This is a genomic window from Clostridium uliginosum (genome assembly GCF_900112485.1).
Taxonomy (GTDB): domain Bacteria; phylum Bacillota; class Clostridia; order Clostridiales; family Clostridiaceae; genus Clostridium; species Clostridium uliginosum.
In genome coordinates, this window is sequence record NZ_FOMG01000049.1 from 1 (window position 1) to 12,323 (window position 12,323).

Genomic DNA, 12,323 nt, shown 5'->3' on the forward strand with positions numbered 1-12,323 from the left:
TATTTCATATAAATATTATGCGCAAAAAAGTGGATTCAAATTAATGAATCCACTTTTTTTATCGGCTAGTATCAAATTTATTTTGATACAGCCTCTTTTTTAAATTTATAGACTAGGCGTTCTTTGAAGATTGTGAAGTGAGCCCCGCTAAGTAGACACAATTAAAAAGACTGAGCAGAATCCATTTCATGAGGTAATTTTATGAGTCTAAGTTTCTACAAATTAGATTTAGTGTATATAATCTTATTTTAAAATACCTTAGTTGTTTAGATTAATTCAATAAGTTATAATGAGTTATAATATGCGAATAAAGGAAGATTGACATATGAATAAAACCACAATAGTAAATATTGAAAATAATGAAACAATAGATGATTTGCAATTAAAAGGACTAAAGCTAATACAGAAAGTGGATAGTTTTAAGTTTGGAGTGGACGCTGTAATATTAGCTGATTTTGCGAACATAAAGAAAAAACATAAAGTAATTGATTTATGTACAGGAACGGGAATAATACCTTTTTTAATGTATGGAAAATATGATCCAGCAGAAATATATGGACTTGAAATTCAAGAAGATATGGTTGAGATGGCTAAAAGAAGTGCTATTTTAAATTCATTAGAAGGTAAAGTAACTTTTATAAAAGAAGATTTAAAAAATACAGTGTTTTTAAAAACATTAAATAAATTTGATGTAGTGACTGTAAATCCACCATATAAGTTGAATAATGCTGGAATTGTTAATTCATCTGATAAACTTGCTATTGCAAGACATGAGATTTTATGTAATTTAGAAGATGTAATTAGTGCATCTAAAATCTTATTAAAAGATAATGGTAGACTTTTTATGGTACATAGACCAGAAAGATTGGCAGACATATTTACTTTAATGAGAAAGTATAAGATAGAACCTAAAAGAGTTAAAATGGTTTATCCAAGCTTGGGTAAAGCACCTAATATAGTTTTAGTAGAAGGACAAAGAGATGGGGGTGCATATTTAAAATGGGATCCATCTCTATATGTACATGATGAAAATGGATCTTATACTAAGCAAATAGATGAGATATATGGGAGGCAGTAATATGGAAAAAGGAAAATTCTATTTAGTACCAACACCTATAGGCAATTTAAAAGATATAACATTACGAGCCTTAGAAGTATTAAATGATGTTGATGTTATAGCAGCTGAAGACACAAGACAGACATTAAAGTTATTAAATCATTTTGATATAAAGAAATCTTTAATAAGTTATCATAAATTTAATGAACATGGTAAAAGTAATGAAATTATTGATAGGCTTTTAAACGGACAAAATATAGCTTTAGTATCAGATGCAGGTACACCGGGAATATCTGATCCAGGAAGTATTATTGTAAAACGATGTATAGATGAAGGAATTGATTTCCATGTTTTGCCAGGAGCAACTGCAATAACAACAGCGTTGGTTTATTCTGGGTTAGACACAACAAAGTTTATATTTAGAGGATTTTTACCTAGAGAAAATAAAGACCGTAAGTTAATAAAAGAAGAATTGTCACAAAATCAAGAAACTCTAATATTTTACGAAGCACCCCATAGACTTATAGATACTTTAGGGTTTTTGTATAATGCCTTTGGTGATAGAAATATTGCAGTATGCAGAGAACTAACTAAAATGTATGAACAGATATATAGAGGAACTATTCAAGAAGCAATAAATTATTTTATAGAAAATAAACCTAGAGGAGAATTCGTGCTTGTTTTAGAAGGAAAGCAACTTCAAGAAATTAAGCAAGAAAAAGAGAAAGAATGGATTGATTTATCTATTAAAGAACATATTATTAAGTATATTGATGAAGGAATAACAAAGAAGGATGCAATAAAGCTAGTAGCAAAGGATAGAGGAATGTCTAAAAGTGAAGTATATAAATTTTCAACTGATATATAAGGCATCTCCAAATAAATAACTAAAATTAAATTTTAATTAATACTTATGTTTTAATATAGTACTAATATTGTTAAATTTTTTAGAATGCTAAACAATATGTAACAATGTAAACACGGTTTTAAAACAGAGTCTAATTAATAAATAAAACTATAAAAGCACCTCTAAATATTAGAGGTGCTAATAATATAGTAAGTATTAATTTATTAGATATTATCTATTATTTTTGATTTCATCTAAACATTTAGTACAAACATTTTTACCTTTATAATTTGTAACATCTCTTGCATCTCCACAGAAAATACAAGCTGGTTCGTATTTTTTTAGAATTATTTGTTCGCCATCTACATAAATTTCTAATGCATCTTTTTCAGCGATATCTAAAGTTCTTCTTAATTCTATTGGAATAACAATTCTACCTAATTCATCTACTCTTCTAACTACACCTGTTGATTTCATACAAAATTCCTCCTAATTACAATGTTCGACATTCTACATTGACATATTACCAAGTATGTAATAAAAAGTCAATGCATATTTAGCTTTTTTCTATAATAATTTACAAATTTCAACTTTAATAAACATTATAAATAAAATATACTACCATATTTTAGAAAAGTCAATAGAATATTGATAATTTATAACAACAACATAAGTATGTATATAGTCATACTGAATTGTGTTATTACTATGGTTGTAGCTTATAAGTGCATATAAAGTAAAGAAATATGAAAATAATTAGAAATAATTAGGAAAAATAATAAATTTCCATAATCAATAAAAACCTTAAAATAAGTTTAAATATGAGAAAATAGAGAAAAAATAAAAATATATTGTCATAACAAAGCAAGAAATATTATTATTTTAGGAAAAAATTTAAGACAATAATAAAATAACAAAAATAACTTACATATAAAAATGATTTGTTAAAACATTAATTACCAAAACTTAATCAATGTTAGTATTAATATGATGATGAAAATAACTTGTAATAAGTTTATATTTACTATATACTTTAAAGTAAATATAATTAAGAAAGAGTAGGTATATAATATGGATAATAATTTTGATTCAAATTATATTAGCGAACTTGCAAAAAAAATTTCTAAGAATAGTTTGGTTTCATATGAAGATCTACCAAAATATGATCTATTTTTATCTCAAGTTATAGATTATTTAAATGATAAATTTGTTGATGAAAAATTTACAAATAATATAGTTCAAAATTACATAAAAAGCGAAGTTATAACTAAACCAGAGGATGGTAAAAAACGAGGATATACTAAAATTCACTTAGTGCAACTTGTTTTACTTAGTTATATGAGACCCGTATTAACAACTGAGGAAATTAAAAAAGTTTTTAGGTTAGCTTTTAATGAAATAAATGACAGAAATGATGACATAATTTCTTGGCAAGATGCTTATAAGATTTTTTCTCAGATACAAAATGAAAGTTTAAATGATTATTTAGGAACATCTTTAGCAAATGAAGAAAAATTACAAGGTATAGTTAAGAATTTAAACTTAAAAAAAGATGAAGAGGAAAGAATAACAATTTTCTTATTAGTTTTGGCATTAATAGCAGAAGCTAGTGTAATTAAAAAATTAGTTCAGAAAATAGTAAATGAGTATCAAGTATAATAAATAAATAAAACTGCAAAACACTTATTTAAATAATTATTTAGATGGATAATTATTAAAATAAGTGTTTTTTTTAGATGGAAATATAATGTTTGGATTATATCTATATAAAGTGAAACTTTTCAGGTGGAGTTTTTTATACTCCACCTGAATTTAGTTGAACTTATCAAGGAGCATGCAGCCGTTATCACTCACTTGAAGAATAGGGAGTGTTACGGATGCTAGCTATCGGATAAATAAGAAAAGATGCCTTAATGATTATTTATGTATATAAGGCACATCTTTGGTCTATTATTTTCTTTCATGTGCCTAAGTTCTAATTAATAAAATTCATTAGATGTAGAGTTATCTTATTCATAATTGTTATAGTTATTCAGCACATTAAGATGAATAAAGTTTTTCAAAAAATATTATAGTATAAAATTAAAAATATTAAGAGTTAAATCTAAATATTTTACAAAACAAAAAAGTTTATTTATCTATTTAAGTATGTTAAAATATTCATGTTAGTTTACTAAAAGAATATTTATAAAAAATATGTAAAAAGCAGAGTTTTAAAGGAGCGAGGGAAATGAATATTCCATTAATTGATTTAAAAGCTCAATATAATTCTATTGCTGAGGATTTAGACAGGGTAACTAAGGAAGTACTTTCCTCTGCAAATTATATCATGGGTAAAAACGTAACAGAATTTGAAAAGCAATTTGCAGATTATATAGGAGTTAACAATGCAATATCAGTAGGAAATGGAACTGATGCATTAGTTATTGCATTAAAGTCCCTAGGCATAGGAGAAGGGGATGAAGTAATAACTACAACCTTTACTTTCTTTGCAACAGCAGAAAGTATTTCAGCCGTAGGTGCAACACCTGTATTTGTTGATGTAGATAAGGATACATTTAACATAGATCCGTCGAAAATAGAAAATAAAATTACTAAAAATACAAAAGCTATTATTGCAGTGCATATATTTGGGCAAAGTGCTAAAATGGATGAAATAAATGAAATAGCTAAAAAGAATAATTTAAAGGTTATTGAAGATGCTTGTCAAGCAGTTGGAGGTAAATATAAAGGAAGAAATATAGGAACATTGTCAGATGTAGCTTGTTTTTCATTTTTCCCAACCAAAAACTTAGGTTGTGCTGGTGATGGCGGAATGATAGTAACATCGAATGATGATGTGGCAACGATCGCTAGAGCATTGAGAACTCATGGAAGTGGAGAAAATGGCCAAAAAGCTTATAATTTATTAAACAACATAACTGAAGAAGTGGAATCTTCCGCAGAAGATGCAAATGATACTATATATAATCCATTAAAGTATTATAATTATTTAATTGGATTTAATACAAGACTTGATGCTATTCAAGCAGCAATTTTAAAAGTGAAATTAACACATATAGATAAATGGAATGAAAGAAGAAGAGAAATCTCTAAAATATATGATGAAGAATTAAAGAATACAAATTTAACTATACCAAGCGTGTTAAAAGAGTGTGAACCTGTATATCATATGTATATATTACAATCCGAAGATAGAGAGTCTTTATTAAATAAACTTAAGGAAAAAGGTATAGCAACAGGAGTGTATTATCCAGTACCATTACATTTACAAAAAGTATATAAGAATCTTGGATATAAAGAAGGGGATATGCCAGTTGCAGAATATCTTTCTCATAGAACATTTGCAATACCAGTTTATCCAGAATTAACACAGGAACAAATAGAATATATAGTTAAATCTATAAAAAGTAAGTAGGCGAGGATTAACTTATGGATAATAAATATTTTGTACATAAATCTAGTTATGTAGATGAAAATGTTGAAATCGGAGAAGGTACAAAAATATGGCATTTTTCTCATATTATGAGTAACTGCTTTATAGGTGAAAAATGTAATATAGGACAGAATGTTGTAATATCACCTGGCGTAAGGCTAGGAAATGGAGTTAAGATACAAAACAATGTATCTGTTTATACAGGTGTTATTTGTGAAGATGATGTATTTCTAGGGCCATCATGCGTCTTTACTAATGTAATAAATCCACGAAGTTTTATTGAAAGAAAGAGTGAATATAGAGAAACAATAATTGGCAAGGGAGCATCAATTGGAGCTAATGTAACAATTGTATGTGGTCATAATATTGGAAAGTATGCGTTGATTGGAGCAGGAGCTGTAGTCACTAAACATATACCTAATTATGCCTTGGTTGTTGGAAATCCAGGAAGAATAACAGGATATGTATGTAAATGTGGAGAAAAATTAAAATTTCAAGATAATCATTCAGTTTGCACTGCTTGTCAGCAAGAATATATTAAGTCAGATGAAAAAGTAGAGTGCGTAGATTTAGGAGGTACAAAATGTCAATATTAAAGCAACAATTATTAGATAAAATTAATAACAAAACTGCAAAAGTTGGTGTGGTTGGATTAGGATATGTTGGTTTACCATTAGCAGTAGAAAAGGCAAGTGCAGGATATAAAACTATTGGATTTGATGTTCAAGAACAAAAAGTTCAAATGGTTAATGAAGGAAATAATTATATAGGTGATGTAGTAGATGAAAAATTAAAGGTATTAGTAGATAAGAAAATTTTAAAAGCTACTACAGACTTTAGTTTTGTAAAAGATGTAGATACAATTTGTATTTGTGTACCTACACCACTTGATTTATATAAACAACCAGACTTATCATATGTAGTAGATTCTACAAGAAGTGTTGCAGAATATTTACATAAAGGTATGTTAATAGTTCTAGAAAGTACTACATATCCTGGAACTACAGAAGAAATTTTAAAACCAATTCTAGAGGAAAGTGGATTGAAATGTGGAGAAGACTTTTTCTTAGCTTTTTCACCAGAAAGAGTTGATCCAGGGAATAAAGATTTTAATACTAAAAACACCCCAAAGGTTGTTGGTGGATGTAGTGAGGACTGTACAGAAGTTGCAGCTGCATTATATAGAAATATTTTAGAAGGAGAAATCCATACAGTATCATCACCAGCAGTAGCAGAAATGGAAAAAATTCTAGAAAATACTTTTAGAAATATAAATATAGGGTTAGCTAATGAAATGGCTATTTTATGTAATAGAATGGGTATAGATGTTTGGGAAGTTATAGATGCAGCTAAGACTAAACCATATGGATTTATGCCATTTTACCCAGGCCCAGGACTTGGCGGACATTGTATTCCACTTGATCCATTTTATTTGGAATGGAAAGCAAAAGAATATGATTATCATACTAGATTAATAGAAACTTCAGGAGAAATTAATGATTCAATGCCTGAATTTGTATTAGATAATGTAATGAAAATTTTAAATAAGCATAAGAAAGCATTAAATGGAGCAAAAGTTCTTTTAATGGGAGTTGCTTATAAAAATGATATTGATGATTACAGAGAATCTCCAGCATTTAAGGTTATAGAATTATTAGAAAAGAATGGAGCAGATCTTACAGTTAATGATCCTTATTGTGAAGTATCTAAATATAAAGGTAAGGTTTATAATTCTGTTGATTGGAAAGAAGTAATAGATGAAAGTGATATTGTTCTTATAACAACAAATCATAGCTGTTATGACTATGAAGAAATAGTAAGTAGAGCAAAAGTTGTATATGATACAAGAAATGCAACTAAAAATGTAGTCAATAATAGAGATAAAATTTACAAATTATAAAATAGAGATTATTTAATAATGTATTATAACAAAAGAAATGTGTATTCCGAATGTTTTAGTTTTGGAATATACATTTCTGCAAAACGTTAAAGTTAACATTATGTGATAAAGAGGTCATCATAAATGAAAAAAATATTTAGTTTACTAATACCAATAGTAATAGCAATTCTAACTACAATCATAATTAATTCCGTATTAGATAAAAAATTGGATGCATTGACTAAAAGTAAGGACATTTCTTTAATGGGAAAAAAATTTTCAGATTCAGTTAAAGATAAAAGTGCATTATCAAAAGAGTTATTATCAAATCATAATGACTTATTTTTGCTTGGTTCTTCTGAAATGGGAATTGATGTACCACAAAATCCGTTGAGACTTTTCCCTTTCAATGGAGCAGAGTATAATATAAGTTGCTTTGGAAGACCATATTCACAGGATTTACAACAAGCAACCTATTTAGGAACAGGAAATATAAAAGAAAATCAAAAAGTAGCATATGTACTTTCTATTCAATGGTTTGAGGTGGCAGATGCAATATCACCATATAATTTTGCAGTTAATTTTTCCGATGTGCAATTTTATAAATTTTTAGAAAATCCTAAAATAAGTGAAGAGAATAAACAATATTATGCAAAAAGAGTTGGGAAGCTATTGAGAAAAAGCAAAAAGTATCCAGAAGAAGCTCTTTATGCAACTTTATATGCCAATACAAATCCACTAAAAAAAATTGTAAAGATAATATTTGATCCATACTATAAAACTAAAAAGTATTTAGCAGATATTAAGGACAAGGCATTGATTTATGAACAATTGAAAAAACTACCAGATAAAGATGATAAACAGAAACTTACTTATATCAATTGGAAAAGTGAATATTCTCAAATTAAAGAACAAAAAAAGAATACAATATCCACAAATCAATTTCATTTAGAGGACAAGTATTATGACTCTCATCTAAAAAATGTAATTAGTAATCTTAAAGATCAGTCAATAAATGAAAATCTTATGAATTCAAAGGAAATGGATGATTATAAATTCTTTTTAAGTGTTTGTAAAGAACTTAATATTAAGCCATATATTATTTTGCCACCAGTTAATGGATGGTATTATGATTATGTTGGACTTAGTAAAGAGAAGAGAGATGAATACTATAATGTGGTTACGAAATTAGCAAGTGAGAATGGTTTTGAAGTTCTTAATTTGCAGGAATATGAGTATAAACAAGGGTTTTTAACAGATCCACAACATTTAGGTGAAGAAGGATGGTTGAAAGTAAGTGAAGAAATTTATAAACATTTTAAAAAATAATAAAGATTTGAATATAGGAATATTATTAACAGCTATATTAATATCTGGATTGATAGTTTATTTCTTTTATTCACAATCTGATTTACCATTTATATATAGTCAATTTTAATAGTATTAGAGGGATAAATCATGAAAGTATTAGATAGTATTGATAAATTTGCAAAGACAGATAGAATAGCAGTTAAATGTTTGGATAAGGAGTTAACATATAAGGAGTTAAAGAATTATTCGGATAAGATTGCTAAATATTTATTAGAAGAATTCAAAGAGGATAGAACACCAATAATTATTTATGGTAATAAGAAAAATGAAATTTTACCAGTAATGATGGGAGCACTAAAATCAGGAAGAGCATATGTACCACTGGATATAACATTTCCAGAACAAAGAGTAAATCAAATAATAAATGAAATAAAGCCTAAAGTTATATTTAATTTTACGGATAGTTGTTTAAAAATAGAAGAAGCATTAGAAATAAACTACAATGATTTAAAAGATATTTTAAATAAAACAATAAGTGTAAGAATATCTAATGATAATTGGGTAAAAGAAGATGAAAATTGTTATATATTATTTACATCAGGAAGTACTGGGAAGCCTAAAGGAGTTCAAATAAGCAAAAGAAATATAGATTCATTTACAGAATGGTTTGAAAGATATCTTGAATTTGATGAGTGTCCTGGAAATATTTTAAATCAAATATCTTATTCATTTGATGTATCAGTTATTCCTATATATATAGGAATGGCTAATGGAAAAACTTTATTTAGTTTAAATAAAGATACATTAGAAGATTTACACATATTGTTTAATGAATTAACTAATTCTAATATTGATTGTTGGGTTTCAACACCGGCCTTAGCTGAGATTTGTAGCAATTTTGATGATTTTAATAAATCCAATATTAAAAAACTATCAACTTTTGTATTTGCAGGAGAAGTATTAACGAAAAAGCTAGTTAGAGAATTAATGAATAGATTTCCAAAAACTAGAATGATAAACGGTTATGGACCTACAGAAGCAACAGTATTAATTTCAGCAATTGATATAAATGATGATATGTTATCGGATGAAAGATCGATACCAATAGGATATCCAATTAGTAATTGTGAATTAAATATAGTAGATGAACACGGAAATAAAGTAAAAGAAGGACAAAAAGGAGAACTTGTTGTAATAGGAGATAGTGTAAGTAAGGGATATTTTAATAACCCAGAGATAACCAATAAAGTATTTTTTACAACTTCACAAAATCAACAAGGATATAAAACAGGAGATTTAGCGTATTATCAAAATGGAATAATATATTATTGTGGAAGAAAGGACTTCCAAATAAAGTTAAATGGATTTAGAATTGAGATTGAAGATATTGAAAATAATTTAAGAAAAGTTCAAAATATAAACAATGTAGTAGTATTTCCGATATTTAATGAAGAACACAAAATTTCACATTTAACAGCTTATATAGTTCTTAATGAAGAAAACGAATTATCAAACTTAAAAAATGCAATGCTGATAAAAAATGAATTGAAAAAATTAATACCATCATATATGATTCCTAGAAATATAAAAATTCTGAAAGAATTTCCTCTAAATACTAATGGAAAAATTGATAGAAAAAAACTTATGGAGGATTTAAAATGACATTAATTCAGTATGAAGATTATTTTTACTTGTATGTATTAATGATTTCTTTAATACCAGCTATTATTTTAGGAGTATTTGAAAAACAAATTAAGTATTATGGTATGTTATTATCAGTTCTAATGATAATTGCAATTATGGGTATTGGTAAATTATTTCCTATATTTTTGCTGTGTGAAATAACATTAATTAAAGAATATTCTATAATAAGAAAAAAGACAGATAATAAATACTTGTATTACTTCGCTTTATTTTGTTCTATGTTACCATTAATTATATTTAAAGTAAGTCTTCTAACAAGTTCTATTAAATTAGGATTTATAGGACTGTCATATCTTAACTTTAAGGCTATACAAATGATTATTGAAATACATGATGGAGCTATTGAAGAAGTAAATATTTTCGAAATATTATATTTCTTTTTATTTTTTCCAACGCTAACTTCTGGTCCAGTAGATAGATCAAGAAGATTTAATGATGATTTAGAAAAAAAGATAACTAGACAAGAATATTTAGATGATTATTTAGTAGCAGGAATTAAACACATAGTACGGGGTGTAGCATATAAGTTTATTATTGCAGCATTAATAAATTCTTTATGGATGAACAAAATTTCAACAGATATAACATTTCTAAATGCTCTAAATTATATGTATGCATATAGTTTGTATCTATTTTTCGACTTTGGAGGCTATAGTTCCTTTGCAGTAGGGACAAGCTATATTTTAGGTATAAGAGTGCCTGAAAACTTTAATAAGCCGTTTTTAAGTAAAAGTATGAAGGAATTTTGGAATAGATGGCATATATCTTTGTCAAAATGGTTTGGAGATTATATATATTCAAGATTTGTGCTAAGTAGTATGAGAAAAAAGAGATTTAAAAATAAAGTTATTGCATCACATGTAGGACAAATGATAACTATGACAACTATGGGGCTTTGGCATGGATTAAAATGGTTTTATATTATATATGGAGTATATCAAGGCTTAGCATTAGTATTTACAGATATATATGAACGTAAATCAAAATTCTATAAATTACATAAAAAAGAAAAATGGTTTCAGTATGTTCAAATAATAGTAACATTTCATGTGGCATGTTTTGGATTACTATTATTTTCAGGATATTTATTTAATAAATAATAAATAGGAGGTATCAACAATGGAAGAAAAGGTATTACAAATATTAATTGATGTCATAGGAAACGATGATATTGCTGAAGAAAAAGATACAGATTTATTTGAGGCAGGATTACTTGATTCGTTAGGAATTATAGAAGTTCTATTAAAAATTGAAGAAGTTTTTGGATTAAGATTGCAACCTACAGACTTAGAAAAAAAAGACATGGCTACAGTAAATAATCTAGTTAAATTTTTAAGTGAAAAACTTTAATTTAATGTGTCTAATTTAATATAGTGTTGATATTGTTACATCTTTGTTCAATGGGCATTAGAATTGGACTTTTAGAACTCTTAATGAGTATTGTCACATTAAGTGTTTGTCCGAAGCTTGTCTTTGGAGCAAGCTGGAATGGGACTATACTCATTTAGATGTTCTTAAGTTTAATTCTTTAGCCCACTTAACAATATGTAACAATATCAACACGGTTTTAAAACAGAGCCAAATATTAAAAAGAATAAATTCATTATTGTAAAAACACTATTAAGGCACATAAAAATAAATAACAAGTCCAAAGTTGACATGAATATTTTTCATCAGGCAAGGAGACGAATTGCCCTCATAGCGGGTCTATTAGGTCAATTTGCTGACGTGAGCAGTAAACCCAAATCTATGATTTGGTGTGAATCGCTTACTCAGTGAGCGTATGCGAGTCGAGCTTCCTATGATGGAAAATAGGCTGGCAAATGGACTTGTTATTTTTTTGATTGTGCCTAAGGTATATGTACTTTTAATAGTGTTTTTTTAATTATAAATTGTATAAAGGAGCTGTATCAGATTGATATTTTAAATCAATCATGATACAGCTCTCTTTTTATAGTTTTCAATTTTATACATATATTTTTATGTAATTATTAGTAATTATATTATTTGATTGCATGACGATAAGAAGGTAAAGATACCTTCTCCATAATTTTACTATATTTCTTTATTTATGAAGCTTGCTGCTCAT

At 27.0% G+C, this 12,323-nt stretch carries 11 protein-coding genes; 10 read left to right on the top strand and 1 reads right to left on the bottom strand.

Going from position 1 to position 12,323, the window contains the following annotated elements:
• The first annotated feature begins 325 nt into the window (after positions 1 to 325).
• Together BM027_RS17275 and rsmI are read left to right on the top strand one after the other, a co-directional pair.
• Positions 326 to 1,078, top strand: coding sequence for a tRNA1(Val) (adenine(37)-N6)-methyltransferase (locus BM027_RS17275; protein ID WP_090094428.1), 753 nt, complete (start codon positions 326 to 328; stop codon positions 1,076 to 1,078).
• 1 nt (position 1,079) lies between these two features.
• Positions 1,080 to 1,925: a 16S rRNA (cytidine(1402)-2'-O)-methyltransferase gene (gene rsmI, locus BM027_RS17280; protein ID WP_090094429.1), complete on the top strand. Its 846-nt coding sequence runs from the start codon at positions 1,080 to 1,082 to the stop codon at positions 1,923 to 1,925.
• Between the two features lie 210 nt (positions 1,926 to 2,135).
• Here rsmI and BM027_RS17285 read toward each other — a convergent pair whose 3' ends face one another.
• A complete protein-coding gene (locus BM027_RS17285; protein WP_090094430.1) occupies positions 2,136 to 2,381 on the bottom strand; it encodes an AbrB/MazE/SpoVT family DNA-binding domain-containing protein in 246 nt (81 codons plus the stop codon).
• A 594-nt stretch (positions 2,382 to 2,975) separates the two neighbouring features.
• Between BM027_RS17285 and BM027_RS17290 the strand changes: the two genes are divergently transcribed.
• The 8 genes from BM027_RS17290 (at position 2,976) to dltC (ending at position 11,584) form a co-directional block, all read left to right on the top strand.
• Positions 2,976 to 3,563, top strand: a complete 588-nt coding sequence (locus tag BM027_RS17290; protein ID WP_090094431.1) for a DUF1836 domain-containing protein — start codon at positions 2,976 to 2,978, stop codon at positions 3,561 to 3,563.
• Positions 3,564 to 4,134: 571 nt separating this feature from the next.
• Positions 4,135 to 5,322, top strand: coding sequence for a DegT/DnrJ/EryC1/StrS family aminotransferase (locus BM027_RS17295; protein WP_090094432.1), 1,188 nt, complete (start codon positions 4,135 to 4,137; stop codon positions 5,320 to 5,322).
• Between the two features lie 14 nt (positions 5,323 to 5,336).
• On the top strand, positions 5,337 to 5,936 hold the full coding sequence (locus tag BM027_RS17300; RefSeq protein WP_090094433.1) for an acyltransferase: 600 nt from the start codon (positions 5,337 to 5,339) through the stop codon (positions 5,934 to 5,936).
• Positions 5,924 to 7,240, top strand: coding sequence for a nucleotide sugar dehydrogenase (locus BM027_RS17305; RefSeq protein WP_090094434.1), 1,317 nt, complete (start codon positions 5,924 to 5,926; stop codon positions 7,238 to 7,240). Before BM027_RS17300 ends, BM027_RS17305 begins: the two co-directional genes overlap by 13 nt.
• Before the next feature lie 123 nt (positions 7,241 to 7,363).
• The gene (dltD, locus tag BM027_RS17310; protein WP_090094435.1) at positions 7,364 to 8,548 is read left to right on the top strand and encodes a D-alanyl-lipoteichoic acid biosynthesis protein DltD; all 1,185 of its coding nucleotides are present in this window, start codon (positions 7,364 to 7,366) and stop codon (positions 8,546 to 8,548) included.
• A gap of 129 nt (positions 8,549 to 8,677) precedes the next feature.
• The gene (gene dltA, locus BM027_RS17315; protein ID WP_090094436.1) at positions 8,678 to 10,192 is read left to right on the top strand and encodes a D-alanine--poly(phosphoribitol) ligase subunit DltA; all 1,515 of its coding nucleotides are present in this window, start codon (positions 8,678 to 8,680) and stop codon (positions 10,190 to 10,192) included.
• Positions 10,189 to 11,334: a D-alanyl-lipoteichoic acid biosynthesis protein DltB gene (gene dltB / locus BM027_RS17320; protein WP_090094437.1), complete on the top strand. Its 1,146-nt coding sequence runs from the start codon at positions 10,189 to 10,191 to the stop codon at positions 11,332 to 11,334. The genes dltA and dltB overlap by 4 nt, the downstream gene beginning before the upstream one ends.
• 19 nt (positions 11,335 to 11,353) lie before the next feature.
• A complete protein-coding gene (dltC, locus tag BM027_RS17325; RefSeq protein ID WP_090094438.1) occupies positions 11,354 to 11,584 on the top strand; it encodes a D-alanine--poly(phosphoribitol) ligase subunit 2 in 231 nt (76 codons plus the stop codon).
• The last annotated feature ends 739 nt before the right edge of the window (positions 11,585 to 12,323 follow it).

Excerpts from the sequence above, each read along its gene's own strand:
- BM027_RS17275 (WP_090094428.1), top strand. The coding sequence starts at position 326 with ATGAATAAAACCACAATAGTAAATATTGAAAATAATGAAACAATAGAT.
- rsmI (WP_090094429.1), top strand. The coding sequence starts at position 1,080 with ATGGAAAAAGGAAAATTCTATTTAGTACCAACACCTATAGGCAATTTA.
- BM027_RS17285 (WP_090094430.1), bottom strand. The coding sequence starts at position 2,381 with ATGAAATCAACAGGTGTAGTTAGAAGAGTAGATGAATTAGGTAGAATT.
- BM027_RS17290 (WP_090094431.1), top strand. The coding sequence starts at position 2,976 with ATGGATAATAATTTTGATTCAAATTATATTAGCGAACTTGCAAAAAAA.
- BM027_RS17295 (WP_090094432.1), top strand. The coding sequence starts at position 4,135 with ATGAATATTCCATTAATTGATTTAAAAGCTCAATATAATTCTATTGCT.
- BM027_RS17300 (WP_090094433.1), top strand. The coding sequence starts at position 5,337 with ATGGATAATAAATATTTTGTACATAAATCTAGTTATGTAGATGAAAAT.
- BM027_RS17305 (WP_090094434.1), top strand. The coding sequence starts at position 5,924 with ATGTCAATATTAAAGCAACAATTATTAGATAAAATTAATAACAAAACT.
- dltD (WP_090094435.1), top strand. The coding sequence starts at position 7,364 with ATGAAAAAAATATTTAGTTTACTAATACCAATAGTAATAGCAATTCTA.
- dltA (WP_090094436.1), top strand. The coding sequence starts at position 8,678 with ATGAAAGTATTAGATAGTATTGATAAATTTGCAAAGACAGATAGAATA.
- dltB (WP_090094437.1), top strand. The coding sequence starts at position 10,189 with ATGACATTAATTCAGTATGAAGATTATTTTTACTTGTATGTATTAATG.
- dltC (WP_090094438.1), top strand. The coding sequence starts at position 11,354 with ATGGAAGAAAAGGTATTACAAATATTAATTGATGTCATAGGAAACGAT.